We start from the raw sequence: 25,011 nt of genomic DNA, 5'->3' as shown, positions 1-25,011 counted from the left end.
GGACCGGTTTTCGCCATGTTGATCGATGCAGTGTTGGCATCCCTCCCCGCGGATCGCGTCGTGCGCGACCCCGACGTCGTCGCGAAGTACCAGCACGACGAAGCCGAGTGGGCGCCGTACGCCGCTCCACTCGCGGTCGTCAGGCCCCGAACGGCCCTCGAAGTCCAGGCTGTCGTGCGCGCCTGCCTCGACCACGACACCGCCGTCGTCACCCGGGGCGCCGGGACCGGTCTGTCCGGCGGAGCGAACGCCACCGACGGCTGCGTCGTCCTCGCCCTCGAGGGCATGAACGCGATCAAGGAAATCGATCCGCTCGAGCGGTATGCCGTCGTCGAGCCCGGCGTGGTGAACGACCATCTCCGCGCCGCGTGCGCCGAACACGGACTCTGGTATCCGCCGGATCCGGCCAGTTCGCCGTGGTCGACGATCGGAGGGAACGTTGCCACCAACGCGGGCGGACTGTGCTGCGTCAAGTACGGCGTCACCCGTGACTACGTGCTCGGCATGCAGATCGTGACCGGCACCGGTGACCTCGTGCGCCTCGGACGCAAGACCGCCAAGGGTGTGGCCGGTTACGATCTGGCGGGTCTCATGGTCGGGTCCGAGGGAACGCTCGGCGTCATCACCGAAATCACCGTCAAGCTGCGTCCACTCCAGGACCCGCAGCGCACGGTGGCCGGCTACTTCGACTCCATAGTCGACGCGGGCCGGGCCGTCAGCGCGGTGGCCGCGGCGGGACTCACCCCGTCGGCGCTCGAACTGGTGGACAAGCAGTGCCTCATCGCCGTCGACGCGTGGAAGAAAATGGGACTGTCGGTGGAGGCGAACGTCGTTCTGCTCGGCCGCATCGACACCGCGGGAGTCGTCGGCGACCAGGAAGCGGAGAAGATGCTGTCGTGCTTCGAGGAAGCCGGAGCCACCTGGTCTGTCGTCTCCACCGACCAGGAGGAAGCCGACGCGTTGTTCGCTGCGCGTCGTCTGGCCTACCCCGCGATGGAGCGGCTCGGACCGGTCCTCACCGAAGACGTGTGCGTGCCGAAACGGGCTGTCCCCGAGATGCTTGCGCGCATCGAACAGATCGGTATCGACCACGGGACCACCATCGCCAACATCGCACACGCCGGCGACGGAAACCTGCACCCACTCCTCATCACGCCGCGCGACGACGAGGCCGCCCGCGCCCGCGCGCAGGCCGCGTTCGCGGACATCATCGACGCGGCACTGGAACTCGGCGGCACGGTCACCGGCGAGCACGGTGTCGGTCTACTGAAGATGGACGGCCTCGCCCAGGAACTCGATCCGGTCGTCCTGGGCATGCATCGAGCGGTGAAGAACGCCCTCGACCCACACGGAATCATGAACCCCGGGAAGATCTTCTCGTAAACCACCCCGAGCACCAACGCCTGTCACGCAAGCTTTTCGGCCGAGCGGGACACGGCGGTCCGACCCATGCCCACTCTTCAGGAAGCCGAGTCATTCATGTCGTCTGTACTGCAGAAACCCGAGATCGAGGCGAGGGTGGTCCGGAAGGTCGCCCGGCGGCTCATTCCGTTCCTCGGCCTGGCCTACTTCGTCAACTATCTCGATCGGACCAATATCGGGCTGGCGAAGCTGACGATGAGCGAGGAACTCGGACTCACCGAGACCATGTTCGGTCTGGCCTCCGGGCTCTTCTTCATCGGATATCTCCTGTTCGAGGTGCCGAGCAATCTCGCGTTGCACAGGTTCGGGGCACGCCGGTGGATCGCCCGGATCATGCTCACGTGGGGAATCATCGCGGCGGCCATGGCCTTCGTGCCCAATGCCGGCTCGCTGTACACGCTGCGCATGCTGCTGGGTATCGCCGAGGCGGGTTTCTTCCCGGGTGTGCTGCTCTACCTGACCCTGTGGTTTCCCCGCGCCTATCGGGTCCGGCTGATGGGCCTGTTCCTTCTCGCGCTCCCGGTGTCGTCGGCGCTAGGCGCCCCGCTGTCGAGCGCCATCATTCAATACTGGGACGGGCTGTTCGGACTGTCCGGGTGGCGGGTCATGTTCCTGCTCGAGGGGATCCCCGCCGTCGTGCTCGCGGTGGTCACCTGGTTCTACCTGACGGACCGGCCCTCGCAGGCCACATGGCTGGACGAGGACGAAAAAGTCTGGCTCACTCGTGAACTCGAATCCGAGGCGGCCGAATCCGGTTCCCACATCAGCGGCTCGGTTCGCCGGGCGCTGACCGACTCCCGCGTGTGGATGCTGGGGCTCGTCTACTTCGGAATCACCTACGGCTTGTACTCGCTCAGCTTCTTCCTGCCCAGCATCGTCGCCGGTTTCAAGAAGACGTTCGACACCGACTTCTCACTGGTCACCACCGGGTTGATCGTCGCGGTCCCGTTCGCGGTCGGTGCTGTCGCAATGGTGTTGTGGAGCAGGCACTCCGACCGGACCGGGGAGCGGATCTGGCACGTCGCCATCCCCACCCTGATCGGAGCCGTCTCCATCCCGATCGCCCTGTACATGCAGTCTCCGCTCACGACGATGATCGCGGTGACCGTCAACGCGGTCGGTGTGTTCTGTGCCCTGCCGGTGTTCTGGTACCTGCCCAGCACGTTCCTCACCGGCGCGGGCGCCGCGGCAGGCATCGCCGTCGTCAACTCGGTGGGCAACACGAGCGGTTTCGGGGCCCCGTACGTCACGGGATGGCTGTTCGACGCCACCGGGAACTCACGCGCAGGCCTGTGGGTCGTCGGGGCGGTCATGCTCGTCGCCGTGGTGCTGGTTCTCGTACTCAGATCGCGGGTAACTCCCACTCGCAGTGTCGAAGACGTCGGCGGGGAGGTCGTCGCCGCACATCGCTGATCGGAGAACAGGCGCTGCCGGGCGGTCGACGGCAGCGCCTTCGTCATTGCTCCTCGGCGATCCGCTCGAGCAGCGGCCGGGTTCGGTAAGGGATGGCGTCGCGCATCGCGACGGACACGGTGGTGCGCTCGATCCCGGGCACGGCGAGGATGAGGCCGGCTACCCGATACAGATCGTCGGCATCGACGGCGACCACGCCGATGTGCAGGTCCGCCGCCCCGGAGATGCCGACGACCTCCACGACCTCGGCGATGTCCCGCAGGTGTTCGATGACGTCCTCGAGGCGATGCTGATCGACCACCGCGGTGACGAACGCCTGCAGGGGGTATCCCAGATCGCGGGGTGACACGCAGCGGTCGACCGGTGCGAGCACTCGTTGCTCCTCCCAGCGAGACATCCGTGCTTGCACGGTATTCCGTGCCATCCCCAGCAGCGAGGCCAGCTGCACCCCGGTGGCGCGAGGGGCGTCGCACAGGGCGAGCAGCAGCCGGGCGTCGGTCCGATCGAGTTTCGTCATGTAGCGCAGTATGCCAGAGTTTGGCGCTTGCTATTTGAGCATTCTGCTTATTTTGAATGACAGCACTTGCGCATGATGAATCCTGATGATTGTGTGAATGCAACATTCTGACCGACACGGTCACTCGCGGGTGGCGAGCTCTCCCGGTACATCACTTTCGGAGGTTTTCGTGTTCGACAATGACGATGTGGTGCAGCTGGTCACCGAAACCGGTGCGCGAGTAGAGCATCCGGACTACTCCCGGTACGTCGACGATGTCGACATCACCGCGGTGCGTGCGCTGTACGAAGACCTGGTCGTGGTGCGACGCATCGACGCGGAGGCGACCGCGCTGCAGCGTCAGGGCGAACTGGGGCTGTGGGCTCCGCTGCTGGGGCAGGAAGCCGCGCAGGTCGGGTCGGCGCGCGCCCTCCGTCCGGACGACTTTGTCTTCGCCAGCTACCGCGAACACGGTGTCGCGTACTGCCGCGACGTCGACCCCACCCACATGCTCAGGTTCTGGCGGGGGTCGACGCACTCGGGCTGGAACCCGTTCGAATACAACATGACGACCCCCGCGATCATCGTCGGCGCGCAGGCGTTGCACGCCACCGGGTATGCGATGGGCATGCAGTTCGACGGCTCCGACGGCGCCGCGATCACCTACTTCGGCGACGGCGCCACCAGTCAGGGCGATATCTCCGAGGCCTTCGGGTTCGCCGCGAGCTTCAACGCGCCCGTGGTGTTCTTCTGCCAGAACAATCAGTGGGCGATCTCCGAACCGGTCAGCCTGCAATCGCGGGTGAGTATCGCCGCGCGGGGCCGGGGCTTCGGGGTTCCCAGCGTGCGCGTCGACGGCAACGATGTCCTCGCCGTGATCGCCGTGACCCGGGCCGCGCTCGAACGGGCACGGGAAGGCAGCGGACCCACCCTGATCGAGGCGGTCACCTACCGGATGGGTCCGCACACCACGTCCGACGACCCGTCCCGGTACCGGCCGGCCGCGCTCGACGAGGAATGGAAACGCAAGGATCCCCTCGACCGCATCCGCGCCCTCCTCGAGTCGGCGGGCGCGATCGACGACGACTACCTCGCCACCGTGCAGCAGCGCGCCGATGACACCGCAGCGGCGTTGCGCCGTGGATGCCTCGAGACCGTCGAACCCGAGCCGATGTCCCTGTTCGACAACGTGTACGCCGAACCTCATCCCCTCGTCGACGAAGAGCGGCGCCAGTTCGCCGCCTACCTCGACAGTTTCGAAGGAACCGACGCATGAGCACAGCCATCTCCGCGGCCGCCCCGACCACGCTTCCGCTCGGCAAGGCCCTCAACGCCGGCCTGCGCCGCGCCCTCGAGAACGACCCGAAGGTCGTGCTCATGGGAGAGGACATCGGCAAACTCGGCGGTGTCTTCCGCATCACGGACGGACTGCAGAAGGACTTCGGTCCCAACCGTGTCATCGACACCCCGCTCGCCGAATCCGGGATCATCGGCACCGCAGTCGGTCTCGCGATGCGCGGATACCGCCCGGTGTGCGAGATCCAGTTCGACGGGTTCATCTACCCCGGCTTCGACCAGATCGTCTCGCAGGTCGCCAAACTGCACTACCGCACGAGCGGAAACGTGAAGATGCCGATCACCATCCGCGTCCCGTACGGCGGCGGCATCGGTGCGATCGAGCATCACTCCGAGTCGCCGGAGGGGTATTTCGCCGCGACCGCCGGTCTTCGCGTCGTCACCTGCAGCACCGCCGCCGATGCGCACACGATGATTCAGCAGGCCATCGCGTCGGACGATCCGGTGCTGTTCTTCGAACCCAAGCGCCGGTACTGGGAGAAGGGGCAGATAGACCCGGCGGCCGAGACGAGTCCCCTGCACAAGGCCCGGGTGGTCGCACCGGGCACCGACGCCACCGTCGTCGCCTACGGGCCGCTCGTGACAACTGCACTGCAGGCCGCGAAAGTCGCTGCGGGCGAGGGTAGGTCGATCGAGGTGATCGATCTGCGGTCCATCTCCCCGCTCGACGTCGACACCGTCGCCGCGTCCGTGCAGCGCACCGGACGCCTGGTGATCACCCACGAGGCGCCCGTGTTCCTCGGGATCGGTGCCGAAATCGCTGCCCGCATCAGCGAGCGCTGCTTCTATCACCTCGAAGCGCCGGTGGCCCGCGTCGGCGGCTTCACCGTCCCGTATCCGCCGGCGAAACTCGAGGAGCACTTCCTGCCGGACGTCGACCGCATCCTCGACGCCGTCGACCGCACCTTCACCGCGTAGGAACCAGGAGTTCGCCATGCCCACTGTCCAGACATTCCTGCTGCCCGACCTCGGCGAGGGCCTCACCGACGCCGAACTGCTGACCTGGCTGGTGAAGGTCGGCGACACCGTGACGCTCAACCAGATCATCGCCGAGGTCGAGACGGCGAAGGCGTCGGTGGAGTTGCCCTCGCCCTACGCCGGAACGGTGGTCGCGTTGCACGCCGAGGAGGGGACAACTATCGACGTCGGCAGCCCGTTCATCGACGTCGCGGTCGCCGGCGAGGGCCAGGCGGACGCGCCCGAGCCGACCGCTCCCGCGGCCCCGGCCGAGCGGACCCCGGTCCTGGTCGGCTACGGCGTGGCCGAGGACTCCTCCAGCCGGCGCCGGCAGCGGCGTCCGGCGGGAACCCGGGTCGACGTCACCCCGGCGCCGCGCACGTCGCGGCCGCTGGCCTCTCCCCCGGTGCGGTTCGCCGCGAAGCAACACGGAGTCGACCTCACCGAAGTGGACGCAACCGGGGTGCACGGTGAAGTCACCAGGGACGACCTCGAGCGCCACCGCACCGCCACCCCGGTCACGACGTCGGCGGCGACGGTCCCGGCGGACGCCGACGAGGAACGCATCCCGATCAAGGGTGTCCGCAAGCACACCGCCGCAGCGATGGTCCGCAGCGCATTCACCGCCCCGCACGTCACCGAGTTCGTCACGGTGGACGTCACCCCGACGATCGACCTCCTGGCTGACCTGCGCGACACGAAGCACTTCACCGACGTGCGCCTGACACCACTGACGTTGGTGGCCAAGGCATTGCTCGTGGCGCTGCGCACCAACCCGACCCTGAATTCGTCCTGGGACGAGGACGCCCAGGAGATCGTCGTCAAACGCTGCGTGAATCTCGGCATCGCGGCCGCCACCCCGCGCGGGCTGATGGTGCCGAACATCAAGAACGCCCACACCCTCGGTCTGCGAGACCTCGCGATCGCCCTGTCGGATCTGACGACCACGGCGAAGGAGGGCAAGACCGGGCCCGCCGATCTGGCCGACGGCACGATCACGATCACCAATGTCGGCGTCTTCGGTGTCGACGCGGGCACGCCCATCCTCAACCCCGGGGAGGCGGCGATCCTGTGCTTCGGGGCGATCCGCAGGCAGCCGTGGGAACACCAGGGAGAGATCGCGTTGCGGTCGGTCACCACACTGAGCCTGTCGTTCGATCATCGACTGGTCGACGGCGAGCAGGGATCGAGATTCCTCGCGGCCATCGGTCAGATCCTGTCGGACCCGTTGACGTTGATCGCACTGAGCTGAAATCCAGTCCACTTCGACCTTGCTGCACGTCCCATGGCGTGCCCGACCGAGGGAGTTTTCCCATGTCCGACCAACCGGACGTCCTGATTCTCGGCGGTGGATCCGGCGGGTACGCCTGCGCCTTCCGCGCCGCGCAACTGGGTAAGACCGTCACCCTGATCGAAGAGGACAAGGTCGGCGGAACCTGCCTGCACCGAGGGTGCATCCCCACCAAGGCGCTCGTGCACGCCGCCGAGGTCGCCGACACCGTCACGCACGCGTCGGCCCTCGGGATCGGGGCGACGCTCGACGGAATCGACCTCGGCGGTGTCCACGCGTACAAGAACGCGACGGTCGACCGCCTGTACAAGGGCCTGCAGGGGTTGGTCCGCGGCCATAAGATCGAGGTGGTGCACGGCACCGGCCGCTACGGCGGAGGGCGCACCGTGCACGTCGGCGATCGCACGATCACCGGCACGTCGCTGGTGCTCGCGACCGGCTCGCAGGTCCGGAGCCTGCCCGGACTCGAGATCGGTGGCCGCATCCTCACGAGCGACGAGGCACTGACGTTTCCCGAACTTCCGAAGCGCGTCGTCGTACTCGGCGGCGGTGTCATCGGGGTCGAATTCGCCAGCATCTGGGCATCGTTGGGTGCCGCCGTCACCATCGTCGAAGCGCTGCCCCGGCTCGTCGCCGCCGAAGACGAGTGGTCGTCGAAGCAACTCACCCGGGCCCTCCGCAAACGCGGCATCACCATCATGACCGGCACCCGATTCGCGAAGGCGGTCCAGGACGAGAGCACGGTCAGCGTCACGGTGGAGTCGGGCGACACGATCGAGGCGGACCTGCTGCTCGTCGCGGTCGGCCGCGGACCCCGGACCGCCGACATCGGACTCACCGAGAACGGCGTCGTACTCGACCCCCGCGGTTTCGTCACGGTCGACGACTCCCTGCGGACCTCGCAGCCGGACGTGTACGCGGTCGGTGACATCGTCGCCGGTCCGCAACTGGCGCATCGCGGATTCCAGCAGGGAATCTTCGTCGCGGAAACGATCGCAGGCCTGAGCCCGGCACCGATCGAGGACAGCGGCATCCCCCGGGTGACGTACTCCAACCCCGAGGTCGCGTCGGTCGGGCTCACCGAAGACCAGGCCCGCGAGCGGCACGGAGACGTCGCCACCGTCGTCTACGACCTCGCCGGCAACGGCAAGAGCCAGATCCTCGGAACCAGCGGCGGCGTCAAACTGGTGCGCGCCGGAGCCACGGAGGGACCGGTTGTCGGGATCCACATGGTCGGAGAACGCGTGGGCGAACTGATCGGCGAGGCCCAACTGATCGTCAACTGGGGCGCCTACCCCGACGAAGTCGCCACCCTGGTTCACGCGCACCCCACTCAGGCCGAAGCGCTCGGCGAGGCACACCTCGCTCTCGCGGGAACACCACTGCACAGTCACAGCTGATCGCTGGCCGACCTCGCGGGTCGCGCCCGTCGCCGGCGGAAGCCGTTCACGATCCTGCAGTCCAGAACGTCTCGAGCTTCTCGGCCGTGATCACGGTGCCGAAGTTCTGTGCGACGACGGACACCGAAGCGTCGTGGGCAGTTCGGCTGTAGGTGGCAGCGCAGTCTTCGACGAGCGAAACCCAGTATTCGTGAAACAGCGCGCTACGCAGACTCGACTCGACACACACCTCGGTGGCGACGCCGGTGAAGAGCAGGGAATCGATGCCGAGGGAACGCAGGGTGAGGTCGAGGTTGGTGCCGACGAATGCGCTGAACCGGTTCTTCGTGATCACCACGTCGCCGTCCCGCGGAGCGACGGCATAGTAGTCTGCTCCGGGTGTTCCTGTGCGGCAAGTAATTCCGGTGCGTGCCGCGTCCGGTCCCTCGCCCACGCGGCCGAGCCACTGGGGTGTATCAGTGGTTTCGTCGTGCAGGGTGCGTACGAAGATCACCCGGACCCCGGCCGTGCGCGCAGACGAGACGAGGTGGTCCAGGCGCGGAGCCATCGCCACCGGGGCGGTCACGTCGAAGCCCTTCTGTGCCAGCGACCCGTCGGGGGAGCAGAAATCGTTCTGCATGTCGATGACGATCAGTGCGCACCGGGCGGGGTCGTAGCGGAACGGGACCGAGCTCAATTCGTGGTGTCCTTCCATGTCAGGGGTTGTGCGGAAACCTTGTTCGGCGATGAGCCGCTACCAGATGACGACGGCGGCTCCGGTGGCCAGCAGCAGTCCGGCCATCACCGGGACGACGAGGTGGCGGACCAGTTCGGCAACCGGTATCCGGCAGAAACCGGCGACCACCACCAGCGACGACCAGATCACGAGAGTTCCCCCGCCCGTCCACGTGGCACCGTTCTGGGCGATGGCCGCCAAGGTCGCGGTGTCCATCCCGGACTGCGGCGCCAGCGCGGCAGCCAATCCACCGGTGAGGGGTAGGCCGGCCCACCCCGAACCGTCGAGACCGACCGCCATACCGATGAAGAGCATGCTGAGCGCGACGAATACGCCGTTGTCGGGGATGTACGGCTGCACGCGTTCGACGGTGTCGAAGAGGAAGGCCGGACCGGTGGTGTCGTCGTCGAGTCCGAGAATGGCGCCCGAATAGTCGGGAATGCCGATGTACACGAACCCTGCGACGGGAAGGATGATGCCCATCGCCTTGAAGGCGTACGACAGACCGTCGACGAAGTGGGTGGCGCAGAATTCGAGAGCCTCGGATCGCCGTGACGTGATGGTCACGAGTGCCATCAGGATGATTGCCGTGCCTCCCACCAGGGACGCGCCGCCGCCGTCCTCCCAGGGGACGATGTCGGTGAAACGACCGACCAACATGTAGGCAAGGACGGCGAGGAACGCGGCGGGCACGCCGATCGCCCACGCACGGGTCAGTGTCGGGCGATCCGTGATTCTCGTTCCGTCGTCCTCGAAGCCGGGCAGTTCCTCGTCGAGCACGTCCGTGGCGGTGGGTGAGACCGCGACGTCCTGACCCGGCGGGAAACCAGCAGACTTGCCGGCGGGCGTGCCACCGACACCGCCGGTGGGATGCACGGTTCCACCCATCGGTTCGGTGCCCGGAACTGGGTCCGTACGCATCCTGCGGCGGACGGTCAGGAAGTAGGCGAGCACCGCCGCGGTGACACCGACGATCAATGAGATCACCAGGGCACGGTCGGCGATGTCGTCGGCGGGAACGCCTGCGCCGCTCGCGGAAATCGACGGCGCAAGACCGATCACGTAGTCGGAGGCGATCGACATTCCCTGCCCGGAGATCGCGAGAACCACCGCGGCTCCGAGCGGCGGCAGACCCACCTTGATCGCGGCAGGAAGTAGGACCGCACCGATCAGGGCCAGTGCCGGGGTCGGCCAGAAGAACAACGAGAGAAGATAGGTGAAGACGAACAACACGATGTAAGCGACGCGGCCATTGACCATCCACCGGCTGATGGGGCGCACCATCACCTCATCGGAACCGATCGCCCGCATCGCCGCGAGCATCGAGGTCACCGCGGCGATGACGATGAAGATCTCGAACAGCGCGGTGCCGGAAGTGATGGTGGCCCGGAACACCGACATGATGGCATTCGGGACGCTGCCGCTGTACGCAAGTGCTGTGGCAAATGTCGCGACTACCGCGGGGATCATGACGTTCTTGCGTAGCGCCATGGCCACGATCAGAGAAGCGAGGCCGACTAAGAACACGATCTGCGCAGCGCCCACGTGCGACTCCTTGTATCGAACTACTTGCGGCGAGTACCTCGGAAGTGTGCGGGCGAGGACGGCCGAGTAGCGACCTATGTCGGGTCACGACGCGGGGCGCCGCAGCCCGGTTGTCGCATGATCGTGGCCTACCTTTGATGTGTCGTCAACGTCAAAGTGACTATGCGAGAGCCCATTCGATGTGCAAGGTGCGCAGAAAATGACAACCGCGTTTCGGCTTCGGCGGGTCGTGTGAACGATTACAGTATTCTGCGGCTTCCGTTGGCCACGTATAGGATGTCGCCGGTCGCCGGCACATCGTCGCCCGTCTTGACCGCACCACGTGCAGGCGCACGAGGAGCCGCCCGCGGCAGAGGAAGAGGGGGGCGTCCCCGGCCACGAGCGGCGGACGGCCTCCCAGCCGAGGGGGACCGGTCAGGGGGCCTGGCTGCCACTCGGGGCCGTCGAGCCCGGGGCAGCGTGGATGCCGGGTACCCGCCGACGTGCGGGGCTACTCGCTTCGGGCAGGAAAAATTTCGTCCTAGTGACGATGCTGCCCGCGACAGTCTGACCTGCGAAGATCATCCTTCTCGCGGGCGACCCCGCCGGACGCGCTCGAGAGCGCGGGTGTTTAGTTGTGCGTAACACGATCTGTGCGGGTGGCGAGTTCCCGGCGAGACGACGTTCTCGGCGCCGTTTCGGCCGGAGCTCTGCTCGTCCAGCGCCGGCGGCGCCCTCGTCAGGGTCAGCTATCTCAACGTCTCCAGCGGTGACCGCGGGTCGGTGGTCGTGAAGCCGTGCGTGAATTTCCTGGAGCCCGCACCGGAACGCGCCACCGTGCGCACGGGTTCCGGTCCGGTTGCGTTCACAGTGTCCGTCATCGGTTCGGGGTTCTACCCGCGGGCCGGCCAGCCCTCGCTCCCCGGAGTCGGAGGCTTCGTCGCCCCCTGACCGGGAATCCTCGAGTACTCCGCCCAGGGTAGGTCGTAAGTCGGCCATCGGATGGGGGGCGTCGGCGATATCCTTGGGTATCTCCTCGAGAGGCCAGCGGTGGTGCACTTCTTCGACAGTGGCTCGGACCGGAAGAATCGGTCCGGTCGATGACCGACGACGATCCCTTCGCGACGCAACGCGACGCGTCGGGTTCGGTCACGGCCGATCTGGCGGCTGCTGGATTCGAGGACGCGCAAGAGATCGGCCGCGGCGGTTTCGGTGTTGTCTACCGCTGCACCCAGGCGGCCCTCGACCGCACTGTGGCGGTCAAGGTCCTGACCGCCGACCTCGACGAGCAGAACCGGGAACGTTTCGTCCGCGAGCAGCGCGCGGCGGGCCGGCTGACCGGGCACCCCAATGTCGTCAATGTTCTCCATGTAGGTGTCACCGACAACGGTCGGCCGTACATCGTCATGCCGTACCACGCCCAGGACTCACTCGACACGCGGATCCGCCGCCACGGACCGCTCCCGCTCGACGAAGCGCTGCGACTCGGGGTGAAAATGGCCGGTGCCCTCGAGACTGCCCACCGCCTCGGGATCCTGCACCGTGACGTCAAGCCCGGGAACATCCTGCTCACCGACTACGGTGAGCCGGCACTGTCGGATTTCGGCATAGCCCGGATCGCCGGCGGATTCGAAACCACCGCCGGCGTCGTGACGGGTTCGCCGGCGTTCACTGCCCCCGAGGTGGTGACCGGCGAACCCCCGAGTGCTGCTGCCGACGTGTACGGCCTCGGTGCCACGTTGTTCGCTGCGATGACCGGTCACGCTGCCTTCGAACGCCGTAGCGGGGAGCAGGTGGTGGCCCAGTTCCTGAGGATTGCCGCCGAGCCTGGTCCGGACCCACGGAAGCACGGCATTCCCGAGGACGTCAGCACGATCATCGAACGTGCCATGTCCGGCACCTCGGAGGGCCGTCCCTCCGCCACGGAACTCGGTCAGCAACTCCGAGCATCTCAACGCCTCCATGGTTTTCCCGTCGACGAGATGGCACTGCACGCCGAAGCGGGAGCCGTGCAGCCGAAGGAGGACGTGATGGTGCCGCCGCCTCACCAACTCGTCTCTCATGCACACGAATTCTTCCGCGAAGTGACAAGTTTCGTCGGACGCCGCAATGAAGTAGCCGCGGTGAAGGCGCGTCTGTCGGATTCCCGGATAGTGACCCTCACCGGATTTGGTGGGGTAGGGAAAACCCGGCTGGCGTGCCGCGTCGCCTCGGAAGTGCGCAGAACCTACACCGGCGGCGTCTGGTTTGTGGATCTCGCCGCGATCTCCACTCCAGACCTTGTCGTCAGTGCGATTACCGAGGCGCTCGACATTCGCGACGGAATGAATGCGGACGGTAGTCACTACCTGTTCGAATTCCTCGGTGGAAGACATGCACTCATCGTCCTGGACAACTGCGAGCACTTGATCGAGGCGAGCGGAAGCGTCGCCGCCGAGATTGTTCGGCGGTCGGACCGTGTGGAGATCCTGGCAACCAGTCGGGAACCTCTCGGTGTGCTGGGTGAGACCGTGTTCGAGGTACCCCCCATGCCGGTCCCCGACGAAGCTCAGCTCGCCGACGGGCAGAACGCCAAGAGCTTTCATTCCGAGGCGGTCGATCTTTTCGAGCAACGCGCTGCCTCCGTCGTCCCCGGATACACCCTCGACGACGAGAGCCGCCTGGAGGTTGCCCGCCTGTGCCAGCGGCTGGACGGCATCCCTCTGGCGATCGAACTCGCAGCGGTCCGGATCAGGTCCCTACCCCTCGACCGCGTCCTGTCGCGCGAGGGCGCACTCTTCGAAATTCTGACGCGGGGAAACCGTGGCGGACCGGTACGGCATCAAACGCTGCGTGGCGCCATCGATTGGAGCTTCAATCTGTGCTCGCCGGAGGAACAAGTCCTGTGGGCACGGCTGTCCGTCTTCGCGGGCGGATTCGATTTCGACGCGGTCGAGAGCGTGTGCACCGATCCGGACATCGTTCCGGACGCGTTTGACCTGATCTCCAGTCTTGTCGAAAAGTCGGTCATTTCCACCGTTCAATCCGGATCCACAGTTCGATACAAACTATTGGAAAGTATCAAGGACTACGCGGCCGAGAAACTTGCCGAGCACGGCGACGAGAATGCGTGGCGCAGAAGACATCGAGACTACTTCCTGCGTTTGGCCGAACGCAGCGAGAGCCAGTCACTGGGGTCAGGGCAGCTGGTATGGAACCGTCGTTTGCGGCACGAGCGGGCGAATCTGCGGGCGGCGCTGGAGTACTGCCTGTCTACCCCCGGGGAGGCCCGAACCGGTCTTCGGATGGCGGGTGCGTTGTGGTTCTTCTGGAACGCGAGTGGCCTGCTGCGCGACGGGCGGTACTGGCTGACCCGAGCCTTGGAGGCAGACCGGGAGCCGAGCAGCGAGAGGGCGAAAGCGCTCTGGGTGATCGCTTGGAACGCCATGGTTCAGGGCGACAACCCGACCTCCAAGCAGTATTTGCTGGAATGCAGCGCCGTCGCGGAAGCGATCGGTGATCGAACCGCCCAGGCGTTTGCAGTTCAGTTCCGGGGTGCGGCGGAGATGCTCGGAAACGGAAATCTCGACGTCGCACTGGAGTACCTCACTGCCGGCATGGCACTTCACGCCGAGTCAGGGGAGGTCAACTCCCTGACACTGCTGGGCGGCGCTCAGCTCGCTTTAGTGCACTGCCTGTCCGGAAACCTGGAACAATCCCTTGCCTGGGCGGACGACACCATCGCCTCAGGTAGGTCGCTGAAGGAGCACTTCTCGACGTCATGGGCGCTGTGGGCCCGCGGACTTGCCCTGTGGACCCAGCGCAAGTACCCGCAAGCCTCGGACTCGTTGAAAGAAGCGCTCGAGCTGAAGCAGTCATTGAGTGACTGGTTGGGCGTGAGTACATGCACCGAGATTCTGGCGTGGATCGCGATCGAGGAAGCAAACCCCGTCCGATCCGCCCGCCTGCTCGGTATCGGGCGCACACTGTGCGGCGAGATGGGGAGCGCTCCACTCTTCGGAAACGACACGTTGATCCGCACGCGGACTCGTTACGAACAACGCACCCGTCAGCTGCTGGGTGACTCTGCGTTCGAGAAAGAATCCCGGGCCGGTGAGCGTCTCGAACACCTCGCGTCGATTGAATTCACGTTGCAAAAGCGCACGTCCCAGCCCGCAGCGGCGGCCACTCCTGCAGCGAAGGTGAAACTCACACCTCGTGAGAAAGAAGTGGGAAAGCTGGTGGCCGAGGGACTGACGAACAAGGAGATCGCGGAAAGGCTGGTTATCTCGCCCCGTACCGCAGAAGGACATGTAGATCGCATCCTCACGAAGACCGGGCATCGATCCCGCGCGCAGCTTGCCGCCTGGATCGCCCGCGAAGAGAGCATCGAGTCCCGAAATCCGTAGTTCGGGCAGTGCCCCCGCTACGTTGGGTGCGGACCCGGGCTGAACTCATCGAGGGCTTCACTGGTCCCCGCGGATACCTGCGTAGGAAATGCGGGTAGTGAAGCACGTAGATCTTCGCCGTCCCACTCGCCGCGCAATTGCGAGTCTTATCGGCATGAACAGCACACACCAACACCACACCAGGACACACACCACCAGCACCTCCTGGAAGCGGTTCGCCACCGTCGGAGTCGCCGCCGCCGCACTCGCCGTCATCCCCGCCGGCGTCGCGGCCGCATCCACCAGCACACCGGCGCTCAGCCCCCTCGCCGCCGTCGCCAGCCACGACATCCCCCGCGATCACGACAACACCATGCAGCAGCGCCGGCACGACCGTCAACGCGACCAGAGGCAGGACCGCCGCGCCGAAATCACCATCGGCAACGAGATCCTCGACGGCTGGGGCAGCAGCACCCCGAGGTAGACGGTCGCACCGTCGAACGCAGGCGCCAATCCAACGAAAACCCTTCTCGACCAACAACCGACACAGCAAGGAAACCTACATGTCTTTCACCACCGACGTCACCATCCGGCCGTTCACAGTCCAGTTCCCCGACTCCGAACTCGAGGCACTGCGTGAGCGCATCGAGACCACCCGGTGGCCCGAAACGGAAACCGTCGCAGATCAGTCGCAGGGCACACCGCTCGCGACGAGCAAGGCACTGGCGCAGTACTGGGCCTCGGAATACGACTGGCGCAAGGTCGAGGCGAAGCTGAATGCTCTGCCGCAGTACATCACTGAGATCGACGGATTGGACATCCATTTCATTCACGTCCGCTCGAAGCACGAGGATGCGTTGCCGCTCATCGTCACACATGGGTGGCCCGGTTCGATCGTCGAGCAGCTGAAGATCATCGACCCCCTGACCAATCCCATCGCCCATGGTGGTGACGCGTCGGATGCTTTCCATCTGGTGATTCCGTCGATGCCCGGCTACGGCTTCTCGGGCAAGCCCACGACGACCGGCTGGGGCCCCGACCGCATCGCACGTGCCTGGGTGGAGCTGATGAAGCGCCTCGGGTACAACCGGTACGTGGCACAGGGCGGGGACTGGGGCGCGATCGTGACTGAGGCGATGGCGGTGCAGGCGCCGCCGGAGCTGCTCGGCATTCACACCAACATGGCCAAGGTGGTTCCACCCGAGATCGACCAGGCGCTCCTCACCGGGCATCCCGTGCCCGCCGATCTGTCCGACGACGAACAGGCTGCGTGCGACCAGCTGGCATTCTTCTATCAGCACATCGGCTACGCCGTGGAGATGGGATCGCGGCCGGAGACACTGATCGGATTGGCGGATTCGCCCGTCGGTCTGGCCGCCTTCATGATCGACCACGACCCGGCGAGTTTGGCGCTGATCTCGCGGGTCTTCGCGGGACAGCCCGAAGGCCTGACGCGAGACGATGTACTCGACAACATCACCCTGTTCTGGCTGACGAACACGGCGTTGTCAGCGGCTCGTCTCTACTGGGAGAACAAGGCCCCGTTCTTCGCCGCCGGTAGCGTCTCCATCCCGGTTGCCGTGAGCGTCTTTCCCGACGAGCTCTATCAGGCACCGCGCAGTTGGGCAGAGAAGGCCTATCCCAACCTCATCCACTTCAACAAGCTCGACAAGGGCGGGCACTTCGCCGCCTGGGAGCAGCCCCAGCATTTGGTAAACGAGCTCCGCGTGGGATTGCGGTCGCTTCGATAACGACCATGACGTGCGCGCCAGCGCACGAGCTGAGAGCGACCGGGTGGCTCATTCCGAGCCACCCGGTTCGCCTTCGGCCGTCCAGCCAACCCCGTGTTCACCATTCTCATCGACTTCGCAGCGGTGCGGCGCGGCGATATCCTGGGGTACATCGTCGAGAGGTGAGCAGTGTGGCATTCGTCGGCAGTGCCTCGAGCGGGATGAATCGATGTAGTCGATGACGGACGTCGATCCGTTCGCGACGCAACGCGACGTGTCCGGTTCGGTCACGGCGGAGTTGGCGGCGGCCGGATTCGAGGATGCCCAGGAGATCGGCCGCGGCGGTTTCGGCGTCGTGTACCGGTGCACGCAGGCTGCGCTCGACCGCACCGTGGCGGTCAAGGTCCTCACCGCAGACCTCGACGAGGAGAACCGGGCACGGTTCCTGCGTGAGCAGCGTGCGGCCGGCCGGCTGACCGGTCACCCCAATATCGTCACCGTTCTCCACGCCGGTGTCACCGGCAACGGCCGGCCCTTCATCGTGATGCCGTACCACGCTGAGGGGTCGCTCGACGAGCGGATCCGGCGTCACGGACCGCTCCCGCTGGACGAAGCGTTGCGACTCGGGGTGAAGATGGCCGGCGCGCTGGCGGCCGCGCACCGCCTCGGGATCCTGCACCGCGACGTCAAGCCCGGGAACATCCTGATCACCGACTACGGCGAGCCTGCGCTGACGGATTTCGGCATCGCCCACATCGCCGGCGGGTTCGAAACCACGGCCGGCGTCGTCACGGGTTCGCCGGCGTTCACCGCCCCCGAGGTGGTCGCCGGTGAGTCCCCGAGTCCGGCCGCCGATGTGTACGGCCTCGGCGCCACCCTGTTCGCTGCTTTCACCGGTCATGCGGCGTTCGAACGGCGAAGCGGTGAGCAATTGGTGGCACAGTTCCTGAGGATCACGTCCGAGCCGGTTCCGAACCCGCGCGAACACGGCATTTCCGAGGGGGTCAGCGCTGTCATCGAACGTGCCATGTCCGCCGAGGCCGGCGCTCGCCCCTCCGCTGTGGAACTGGGTCGGCAACTGCGCGAGTCCCAACTGCATCACGGCTTCCCGGTCGACGAGATGGCAATGCACACCGAACCGGCCGCGGTGCAGGGCGGAGCGTCAGTCCGGCCGTCGTGGTCACCGGCGGATTCGGGCCGAACGGGTGGACTTCCGCTGGAGCTGACCAGTTTCGTCGACCGCCGCACGGAACTGGCCGAGGCGACGAACTTGTTGTCGACGTCGCGGCTGGTGACGTTGACCGGAATCGGCGGGGTGGGAAAGACCCGGCTTGCTCTACGCGCAGCCGCCAAGGCGCAACGAAACTTCTCCGACGGTGTGACGCTGGTGGAACTGGCTGAGTTGCTGGATGATTCGCTGTTGTCGGGGGTCGTGGCGGCCGCACTGGGGTTGCGCGACCAGTCTGCCCGACCCTCACACGAGGTGCTCGTCGAGTTCCTTGCCCCGCGTGAAGTGTTGCTCGTGCTGGACAACTGCGAGCAGGTGGTGGCCGCGGCCGCGAAACTTGCCGAGATCCTGCTCCGCGTGTGCCCTCGGCTGCGTATTCTCGCGACGAGTCGCGAACCGCTCGGAATCGGCGGGGAAACAGCGCTTCTGATTCCCCCGCTGCCCGTCCCTGATCCCGACCACCTGCCGAAAGGACTGCCCCGCAACGATGCGGTCACTCTCTTCGCGGAACGCGGCGCCGCCGTAGTCCCGGGATTCGAGCTGACCGAGGAGAACAAGGTCACCATCGCCCGAATCTGTCAGCGGCTGGACGGGCTGCCGCTACCGATCGAACTGGCGGCGGCCCGGCTTCGCGCGATGACGCCCGACCAGATCCTGCAGCGCCTCACCGACCGCTACCTGCTGCTCACTCGCGGCAGCAGGGACGCGCCCTCGCGGCAGCAGACGTTGCGGATGTGCATCGACTGGAGCTATGACCTGTGCACCCCTGCGGAACAACGGATGTGGGCGCAGCTCTCGGTGTTCGCGGGCAGTTTCGAACTCGAGGCCGCGGAACAGGTCTGCGATGGTGACGACGTAGACGACCTCCTCGACACCGTGACGTTCCTCGTCGACAAGTCGATCCTGACGAGAGAAGAGTCGGGTTCCGCGGTGCGGTTCCGAATGCTCGAGACCGTCCGCGCCTACGGACGGGAAAAGGCGCAGGAGAACGGCGACTACATCGCGCTTCGCCGTCGGCACCGCGACTGGTGTGAGCGGCTGGCGGTCGAGGCGGAAACCGAATGGATCAGCTCCCGGCAGCTCGCGTTGATCTCCAGACTGGGTCGGGAACAACCGAATATCCGCGAGGCGCTGGATTTCTGTGTGTCCGACAGTCCCGCAACGGGACTGCGGATCGCTGCCGCACTGTACCCGTTCTGGCTGTCCCGGGGATTGCTCAGCGAGGGTCGGCGATGGCTCGGTCGCCTCCTGGCTCGACAACCGGCCGAGCCTACCGGCGATCGGGTCAAGGCGCTCTACGCCGCCAGTGTGCTGGCCGGAGTGCAGGGCGACATTCCCGTGTCGGACACGCTGGCGGAGGAAGCGCAGGCGGTCGCCGCTCAGACAACCGACCCGCTGGTGCGTGCGCACGCCGACCACACGGTCGGATACGCGGCACTGTTCGCGGGGCGCCTCCCCGACGCCCGCGCACACCTCGAGAAGGCCGTCCGAGGGTTCACGGCACGCAACGACCTTTACGAGGTGGCTGCAGTCGTCGGCCTCGGCATGACGCATGACCTCGTGAACGACACGGAACGAGCCATCGAATGCCATGAGCGCGTCCTCGCGATCACCGAGGCGCAGGGCGAATCGGTGTATCGGTCGTATTCGCTGTGGGCGCTGGCCGTCGCGGTGTGGCGGCTCGGGGAGAGAGCACGAGCGGTCCAGCTCCTCGGGCAGGCGCTCCGAGTCGAGCGTCGGGTGAACGATCGACTCAATGCCAGTGTGTGTCTGCAGGCACTCGCATGGATAGCCGCCGAGGAACAGGACATGGAACGCGCGGTCGTATTGCTGGGCGCCGCAGACGAGTTCACCCGGTCGGTGGGCAGTTCGACGGTGTTGGTGCCCGGCCTGAGCGTGTACCAGGACGAGTGCGAACGCCGGACCCGAGAGGCGATGAGTGAGCAGGCCTTCACCGCGGCCCGCAGAAGGGGCACGGCACTCGGTTTCGACGCAGCCGTCGCCTACGCGCTGGGCGAGCAGATTTCGCCCTCTCCGACGTCCGCCGGTCCGTCGCCTGCACCGACGAAGCGGGAGCGTGAGGTTGCCACCCTCATCGCCGAGGGGCTGACCAACAAGGAGATCGCCGCTCGGCTGGTGATCTCGCCCCGCACCGCACAGGGGCACGTGGAACATCTCCTGACGAAGCTGGGATTCAATTCACGTGCGCAGATCGCGGCGTGGGTCGTGGAATCGCAGGGCGAAGGGTGAGATCAGGGCGAGAAGCGACTGCATGATCCCCTGGCGATGGCGCGATCAGTTACCTGGTGATCGGGTGGTCGCGTGACCAGTCCGCGCTGACCTCGCGTAAAGCCTGGATGAGTTTGCGCACGGCCGGTGCCGGCTGAGTGTCCGCCCGCCTGATCATGCAGACGGTCAACTGAGGCGGATTCCATTCCGTTGCCGGAGTGACAACTTCGTCGGCGCAGTGGTCGCGGAGCGTGTGCCGGGGCAGCATTGCGATGCCCACCCGGGCCGCGACCATGAGCAGGCTCGTGTGCGGGTTCGTCGTCTCGTAGACGATGTCCTGTGCCGGCGGTGCGAACGCGGTGTCCACCAACTCCCGCAGGGCGAAACCGTGCGCGGACACCACCCAGGACTGGCCGGCGAGGTCCTGAATTCCCACTGTCGACTTGCCGGCCAGAGGATGTCGCCGGGACACGCACAGCACGACCTCGTCGGAGATCAGATCGGTTGCGGTGAGGCTGGCGTCGGAGGCCGGGTCGTTGGCCCTCACGACGAGTCCGAGGTCGAGTTCGCCGTTCGTCACGCTGTCGCGCACACCCTGGGAGCCCGATTCCCACACCGAGAAGCGCACGTTGGGGAACGAGTTCCGGTAGAGGGGAACCACTCTCGGTAGCAGTATCTGGCTGGCCGTGGTGACGGCACCCAGGCGCACGCTGCCGCTGCGCAGTCCGTTGATCAGCCCCGCCTCCTCGCGGAGCGCGCGATCGGCCTGCAACACCTGCCGAATGTGCGGTAGCAGAATCCGGGCCTCCGCGCTGGGGAGAACCCCGTTGGCGCGGCGGATCAAGAGGACGACATTGAGGTCCTCCTCGAGGCGCCGGATCTGCTGGCTGAGGGTCGGCTGCCCGATGCCCACCTCCTGAGCGGCCTTGCGCAGCGAACCGAGGCGGATCGCGGCCTCCAGATAGCGCATCTGCTCCGACCTCATGCCGCGACCCTAGACCCGAGTGATCGATGATGGCAATCACCCTGGTCGCCTGCGCTCACTTCCGTGAATCAGTTACCCGGATCACACTGGGAAACGAATCGAGAGGCCCGGGGAGGGCCCCAAACGAAGGAGACGCGATGCCCCGCGCCACTGAGAGCGCCGCAATGCCATGGCTGCGCAGGGTCGGCCTTGCGACGCCCGAGTTGGTCGTCGTGACGCATGAGCACGAACTTCTGCCGGACGGGCCGGCGTTCGGCCCGCCGTGGGTCGTGAAGCCGGACATCGCCGGCAGCGGCAAGGGCCTCGCCGGCCTCGTGCACATCTGCAGGTCCCGGGACGAGCTGTCCTCCGCCGTCACCGCAACTCTTCGGAGCGGTGCGCCCGCGGTGGTGGAGGAATTCGTCGAGGGCGAGGAGTGCTACCTCTCCATCGCCCTGGACGAGACGACTCGTGGTGCTGTCGTGCGCGCCGCCGCCACCGGTGGAGTCGGATTCGATGCGCACCAGGCGGCTGCCGTGACGGTCGGCCTGGCGGAAGGCCCCGACGACCACGCGGTCGCCGGCCTGCTCGACCGGGCCGCCGTGTCGGACCCTCGGTTGCGCAGTGCGATCGGTGATGCGCTTCAGGTTCTCTGGAGCGCCTTCTGCAGTGCGGAGGCCGTCCTCGTCGAGGTCAACCCGTTCCGCTGGGACGGTCAGCGACTGGTCGCCGTCGGTGTGGCGGTCGAATTCGACCCCCACGGTCATCCCGACGCACAGGCACTCCGTCCGTCGGCACTGGTGGATGCCGACCCCGTCGTGGACCGCGCACCCACCCCACGCGAACTGGCAGTCCGCGAGGCCGACGCCGCCGAACCGAACAGGGCGGGCATCAAGTTCTTCGAGTTGGACGGCGACGTCGCCTGCATGATCACCGGCGGCGGTGCGGGGCTTCTCGCCCTGGACTACCTGACCGACCTCGGTATCCGTCCCGCCTGCTACCTCGACGCGTCGCCGGGTGCCGGTAGCGCGAAGCTGCAGACGCTGTTCAGTTCGGCGCTCTCCGTCCCCGGGCTTCGCGGGGTGCTGTTCGGCGGCGCCGTGCTGAGTCTCGCCGATGCCCGCGACGTGGCGGTCGAGTTCGCTGCTGCCGCGGATCGGGCCGGATTCGACTCCACACGGGTGCCGACCGTCGTCCGGCTGGCCGGCCCACACGAAGCGGAGGCGCACGCCGTCCTCCGTCGGCGTCTGCCCGGGGCTCTCGTCCTGGATCGCGCGGCCTCACTCGAAGACGCATGCGACCTACTGCTGACCGCGATGGAGCAGTCGCCGCAGGAACTGGAAGGACTCGTCCGATGATTCGTGAGCTTCTCGAAGCCCGTTCAGGTCTTCTCGTGCAGGGCATCACGGGCAGGCAGGGGCAGCTGGAAACGCGGTGGATGCTCGATTCCGGTGTCGACGTGGCCGCCGGTGTCACCCCCGGCAAGGGGGGTTCCGCGGTGCTCGGCGTGCCGGTCTTCGACACCGTCGCCGAGGCAGTGGCGGCGACAGACTCCCGGGTCGCGATGAGCTACGCGCCGCCGCACGCCGCCGCGGATGCGGTCGTCGAAGCCGCACAGGCGGGCGTCGAACTGATCGTGGTCAGCTCGGAGAACATCCCGCAGCATCGCTGGCTCCGGGCACTCGCGGTCGCGCGAGAGCACCACTGCCACGTCATCGGCCCGAACTCCCAAGGTGTCGTCGTCCCCGGCGTGGGCCGAATCGGCTGCCCCGGCGGTAACGAACCGTGGCAGCGATTCGCGCCCGGCTCGGTGGGCATCGTCTCCCGCAGCGGCGGCATGGCCTCCGAACTGGCGATGCTGATGCGCAACTGGGGATGGGGAACCAGCGTGCAGATGTCCATCGGCGGCACGCCCGCGGTCGGGACGACCCTCACCGAAGGCGTCGAACTCGCCGCGAGTGACCCGAACACCCGTGCTGTGGTGGTGTTCGGCGAACCGTCCGGCGGCCAGGAAATCGACCTGGCAGTCGCGGTGGCAGACGGACGAATCGACGTGCCGGTCATCGCGATGGTGGCCGGGCGTGCCGCAGATTCCCTCCCGACGACGCTGCCGTTCGGGCACGCGCCGCGCAGCGCCGACGGAGCCACCGTGCAGGAAAAGTGTGCAGCGCTCGCCGATGCGGGCGTCCTCGTGGCCCGCTCCACCCACCACGTGCGCGCCCACCTCGCGGACGTACTGCCGGCCGCTGCGCTTCGCTGACCGTCATCCCAGACAGAAGGAAATCTCGTCATGACCCAGATCGAATCCGGAGCGGCGGCCCCGGTCCTGACCGTCGGCACCAGCGCAGCGGACAGCACCGGCCGGCCGTGGTTCGAAGCGGAGATCGCCAAGCGCCGTGAGTTCGCTCTGGCGATGGGCGGCCCGGACAAGATCGAGCGCCAACACGCGCGCGGCCGACTGACGGCGCGCGAACGCATCGAACGGCTCGTCGACGACGGATCGTGGCGCGAGATCGGCATGATGACCGGATCGGCCCGCTACGACGAACGCGGGCAGCTGATCTCGGTCGAACCGTCGAATGTCGTGTGCGGGCAGGCGAAGATCGACGGTCGGGACGTCATCGTCGTCGCCGAGGACTTCACAGTCCGAGGGGGATCGTCGGAGGCGACCAACCCCGAAAAATGGCAGTACGTAGAGCGTTTGGCATTGACGTACCGGTGGCCGGTGATCCGGCTGGTCGAGACCGCCGGCGGGAGCGTCAACCTCCTCGAGCAGATGTCCGCCACCAAGATTCCGGGATACCCGCACTGGCCGATGGTGGAGTTGCTGGCCACAGTTCCCGTCGTCGGCGTCGCGCTCGGCGCGGCCGCAGGCCTCGGCGCGGTCCGGGTGTGCGCGAGTCACCTATCGATCATGACCGCCGAGGGTTCCTACCTGTTCGCGGGTGGACCGGCAGTCGTGAAGAAGGCGGTGGGCGAGGACGTCACCAACGCCGAGCTCGGCGGCGCGGGTGTGCATGCGCGTGCATCGGGTGTCGTCGACAACGAGGCGGCCGACGAGTTCGAGGCACTCGACGACGTCGTCCGATTCCTGTCGTACCTTCCGTCGAGCGTTCACGAGCTCCCTCCGGTGAGGGCCTGCGCCGATCCGGTGGATCGTCGTGACGAGGCCCTGTCCACGACGATCCCGGAAATCAAGCAGTATTCGTACGACATGCGCACGCTGCTGGCCTCGGTCTTCGACGACGGTAGCCTGTTCGAGATCGGACGGTATTTCGGACAGTCTCAGATCACGATGCTCGCCCGTCTCGACGGTCACACCGTGGCGGTCCTCGCGAACGATCCCAGGTGGCTCGGCGGATCGTTGACCGTCGATTCCGCGGAGAAGATCACCAGGTTCGTCGACATGGCCGACACGTTCCACCTGCCGGTGGTGAACCTGATCGACCAGCCCGGGACGTTTGTCGGCCGCGACGCCGAGCAGAAGGGCACCCTCCGCAAGGGCATCAGGACGGCCATGGCCCTCGAGCAGGCTCGCGTCCCCTGGCTCTCGCTGTTCGTGCGTCGGGCCTACGGGCTGGCAGGCGCCGCCTACGGGCCGATAGGTGGTGGCAGCATCAACCGGCGCCTCGCCTGGCCGACGGCGCACTGGGGATCGATCCCCATCGAGGGCGGCGTCGAGGCCGCCTACCGGCGCACCCTGGCTGAAAGTGATGACCCGGACGCGCTCCGTGCCGAACTCTACGCGCGGTTCCAACCCGTGGAGAACCCGTTCCGAACTGCGGAAAGGTTCGGAATCCAGGACGTCATCGACCCCCGCGACACCCGTCCGATGCTGTGCGAATGGGTACGTCAGGCCTACCGAATCCTGCCCGCACAGCTCGGCACGACCGCACGCACCATGCGGGCCTGACCGACA

General features: G+C 66.6%; 18 protein-coding genes. 14 read left to right on the top strand and 4 right to left on the bottom strand.

The genetic code is table 11. The features are described from left to right. Positions 1-15 precede the first annotated feature (15 nt). Together QM841_RS19855 and QM841_RS19850 are read left to right on the top strand one after the other, a co-directional pair. Positions 16-1,383 carry an FAD-binding oxidoreductase gene (locus QM841_RS19855; protein ID WP_283333242.1) on the top strand — a complete coding sequence of 456 codons (1,368 nt, stop codon included), beginning with the start codon at positions 16-18 and terminating at the stop codon, positions 1,381-1,383. 96 nt (positions 1,384-1,479) lie between these two features. Next, a complete protein-coding gene (locus tag QM841_RS19850; RefSeq protein ID WP_283333241.1) occupies positions 1,480-2,835 on the top strand; it encodes an MFS transporter in 1,356 nt (451 codons plus the stop codon). A 43-nt stretch (positions 2,836-2,878) separates the two neighbouring features. On the opposite strand, the gene QM841_RS19845 is transcribed toward QM841_RS19850, so the two are convergent. Beyond that, a complete protein-coding gene (locus QM841_RS19845; protein ID WP_016881876.1) occupies positions 2,879-3,352 on the bottom strand; it encodes an Lrp/AsnC family transcriptional regulator in 474 nt (157 codons plus the stop codon). Positions 3,353-3,521: 169 nt separating this feature from the next. Here QM841_RS19845 and pdhA point away from each other — a divergent pair, with 169 nt between their 5' ends. The 4 genes from pdhA (at position 3,522) to lpdA (ending at position 8,335) form a co-directional block, all read left to right on the top strand. Further along, complete coding sequence (pdhA, locus tag QM841_RS19840) at positions 3,522-4,607, top strand: pyruvate dehydrogenase (acetyl-transferring) E1 component subunit alpha (RefSeq protein ID WP_283333240.1); 1,086 nt, start codon at positions 3,522-3,524, stop codon at positions 4,605-4,607. Further along, positions 4,604-5,605 carry an alpha-ketoacid dehydrogenase subunit beta gene (locus QM841_RS19835; protein WP_280779404.1) on the top strand — a complete coding sequence of 334 codons (1,002 nt, stop codon included), beginning with the start codon at positions 4,604-4,606 and terminating at the stop codon, positions 5,603-5,605. The genes pdhA and QM841_RS19835 overlap by 4 nt, the downstream gene beginning before the upstream one ends. A gap of 16 nt (positions 5,606-5,621) precedes the next feature. Beyond that, a complete protein-coding gene (locus tag QM841_RS19830; protein WP_283333239.1) occupies positions 5,622-6,896 on the top strand; it encodes a dihydrolipoamide acetyltransferase family protein in 1,275 nt (424 codons plus the stop codon). Between the two features lie 62 nt (positions 6,897-6,958). Further along, a complete protein-coding gene (lpdA, locus tag QM841_RS19825; RefSeq protein WP_283333238.1) occupies positions 6,959-8,335 on the top strand; it encodes a dihydrolipoyl dehydrogenase in 1,377 nt (458 codons plus the stop codon). A gap of 46 nt (positions 8,336-8,381) precedes the next feature. Here lpdA and QM841_RS19820 read toward each other — a convergent pair whose 3' ends face one another. Both QM841_RS19820 and QM841_RS19815 read right to left on the bottom strand, forming a co-directional pair. Next, complete coding sequence (locus tag QM841_RS19820; protein ID WP_349307413.1) at positions 8,382-9,011, bottom strand: cysteine hydrolase family protein; 630 nt, start codon at positions 9,009-9,011, stop codon at positions 8,382-8,384. A 57-nt stretch (positions 9,012-9,068) separates the two neighbouring features. After that, positions 9,069-10,595, bottom strand: a complete 1,527-nt coding sequence (locus QM841_RS19815) for a permease (RefSeq protein ID WP_283333236.1) — start codon at positions 10,593-10,595, stop codon at positions 9,069-9,071. A 780-nt stretch (positions 10,596-11,375) separates the two neighbouring features. On the opposite strand from QM841_RS19815, the gene QM841_RS19810 reads away from it, so the two are divergent. From QM841_RS19810 to QM841_RS19790, 5 genes are all read left to right on the top strand, one after another. Next, on the top strand, positions 11,376-11,525 hold the full coding sequence (locus QM841_RS19810) for a hypothetical protein (protein WP_280779410.1): 150 nt from the start codon (positions 11,376-11,378) through the stop codon (positions 11,523-11,525). A gap of 149 nt (positions 11,526-11,674) precedes the next feature. Beyond that, positions 11,675-14,962 (top strand): protein kinase domain-containing protein, encoded by a 3,288-nt coding sequence (locus QM841_RS19805; RefSeq protein ID WP_283333235.1) that lies wholly within the window; start codon positions 11,675-11,677, stop codon positions 14,960-14,962. 154 nt (positions 14,963-15,116) lie between these two features. Then, complete coding sequence (locus tag QM841_RS19800) at positions 15,117-15,425, top strand: hypothetical protein (protein ID WP_283333234.1); 309 nt, start codon at positions 15,117-15,119, stop codon at positions 15,423-15,425. Between the two features lie 79 nt (positions 15,426-15,504). After that, entirely contained in the window at positions 15,505-16,692 is a 1,188-nt protein-coding gene (locus tag QM841_RS19795; protein WP_283333233.1) for an epoxide hydrolase family protein, read from the top strand. 217 nt (positions 16,693-16,909) lie between these two features. Next, positions 16,910-20,149: a protein kinase domain-containing protein gene (locus tag QM841_RS19790; RefSeq protein ID WP_283333232.1), complete on the top strand. Its 3,240-nt coding sequence runs from the start codon at positions 16,910-16,912 to the stop codon at positions 20,147-20,149. A 49-nt stretch (positions 20,150-20,198) separates the two neighbouring features. Here QM841_RS19790 and QM841_RS19785 read toward each other — a convergent pair whose 3' ends face one another. Further along, a complete protein-coding gene (locus tag QM841_RS19785) occupies positions 20,199-21,113 on the bottom strand; it encodes a LysR family transcriptional regulator (RefSeq protein WP_280779415.1) in 915 nt (304 codons plus the stop codon). A 137-nt stretch (positions 21,114-21,250) separates the two neighbouring features. Here QM841_RS19785 and QM841_RS19780 point away from each other — a divergent pair, with 137 nt between their 5' ends. Genes QM841_RS19780 through QM841_RS19770 form a run of 3 tightly spaced genes read left to right on the top strand, consistent with a single transcriptional unit; the run spans position 21,251 to position 25,005 of the window. Continuing rightward, on the top strand, positions 21,251-22,450 hold the full coding sequence (locus QM841_RS19780; RefSeq protein ID WP_283333231.1) for an ATP-grasp domain-containing protein: 1,200 nt from the start codon (positions 21,251-21,253) through the stop codon (positions 22,448-22,450). Beyond that, positions 22,447-23,352 (top strand): succinate--CoA ligase subunit alpha, encoded by a 906-nt coding sequence (locus QM841_RS19775; RefSeq protein WP_283333230.1) that lies wholly within the window; start codon positions 22,447-22,449, stop codon positions 23,350-23,352. The genes QM841_RS19780 and QM841_RS19775 overlap by 4 nt, the downstream gene beginning before the upstream one ends. Before the next feature lie 30 nt (positions 23,353-23,382). Then, on the top strand, positions 23,383-25,005 hold the full coding sequence (locus tag QM841_RS19770; RefSeq protein ID WP_280779418.1) for an acyl-CoA carboxylase subunit beta: 1,623 nt from the start codon (positions 23,383-23,385) through the stop codon (positions 25,003-25,005). The last annotated feature ends 6 nt before the right edge of the window (positions 25,006-25,011 follow it).

The sequence above is a fragment of the Rhodococcus sp. IEGM 1307 genome (assembly GCF_030056915.1).
GTDB lineage: Bacteria > Actinomycetota > Actinomycetes > Mycobacteriales > Mycobacteriaceae > Rhodococcus_F > Rhodococcus_F opacus_D.
Note: the sequence above shows the minus strand (reverse complement) of the source record. Positions and strands in the feature narration are given on the sequence as shown.